This is a genomic window from Pseudomonas sp. NPDC087615 (assembly GCF_044743445.1).
Lineage (GTDB): Bacteria > Pseudomonadota > Gammaproteobacteria > Pseudomonadales > Pseudomonadaceae > Aquipseudomonas > Aquipseudomonas baetica_A.
Window position 1 is genome coordinate 1 of the sequence record NZ_JBIUWM010000120.1, and the last position, 1,109, is coordinate 1,109.

Annotated in this window: 1 pseudogene; it reads right to left on the bottom strand. The window is 59.4% G+C overall.

Annotation, left to right across the window (positions count from 1 at the left end):
* Positions 1–22: 22 nt before the first annotated feature.
* Positions 23–1,109, bottom strand: a pseudogene (gene gltB / locus ACIOU6_RS27715) (glutamate synthase large subunit); the annotation flags it as partial.

The following is a 1,109-nucleotide window of genomic DNA, read 5'->3' on the forward strand; positions in this document are numbered from 1 at the left end:
CATCAAACTCTTCAGGAGCATATCACTTCGGTTTGGCACGAGTGATGGAAAGCAACGACTTCAGGTTGGCAGCCTTAGGCTTGACCAGCCAGAAACGGCGCAAGTAGTCATCGAGGTTCTCGGCGAGTTCACGACCCCACTCGCTGTCGGTTTCGGCGACGTACTCGTTCAGCACGTTTTGCAGATGGCTGCGATAAGCCTCCATCGCCTCGCCGCTGATCCGCTGGATTTCCACCAGTTCGTGATTGACCCGGTCAACGAAAGAGTTGTCCTGATCAAGCACGTAGGCGAAACCACCGGTCATGCCAGAACCGAAGTTGTAACCGGTTTTGCCCAAGACGCAGACGAAACCACCGGTCATGTACTCGCAGCAGTGATCGCCAGTGCCTTCCACAACTGTGTGAGCACCGGAGTTACGCACGGCGAAACGCTCGCCTGCGGTGCCGGCGGCGAACAGCTTGCCGCCCGTGGCGCCGTACAAGCAGGTGTTGCCGATGATGGCGCTTTCCTGAGTCTTATAAACGCTGCCCTTCGGCGGCACGATGGTCAGTTTGCCACCGGTCATGCCTTTGCCGACGTAGTCGTTGGCATCGCCTTGCAGGTACATGTTCAGACCGCCGGCGTTCCACACGCCAAAGCTCTGACCGGCCGTCCCCTTGAAGCGGAAGGTGATCGGCGCCTTGGCCATGCCTTGGTTGCCGTGCTTGCGAGCGATTTCGCCGGAGATCCGCGCGCCGATCGAACGGTCGCAGTTGCAGATGTCCAGGTCGAACTCGGCGCCACTCATGTCGTTGATCGCCGATGTCGCCATCTCGACCATTTTCTCGGCCAGCAGACCTTGGTCGAACGGCGGGTTGCGCTCAACGCCACAGAACTGAGGCTTGTCCGCCGGGATGTGATCGCTGCCCAGCAGCGGGGTCAGATCCAGGTGGTTTTGCTTGGCGGTCTGGCCTTCGAGGATTTCCAGCAGATCGGTGCGGCCGATCAGCTCTTCGAGGGAACGCACGCCGAGCTTGGCCAGCCACTCACGGGTTTCTTCGGCGACGTAGGTGAAGAAATTCACCACCATGTCGTCGGTGCCGATGTAGTGATCCTTGCTCAGCTTCTCG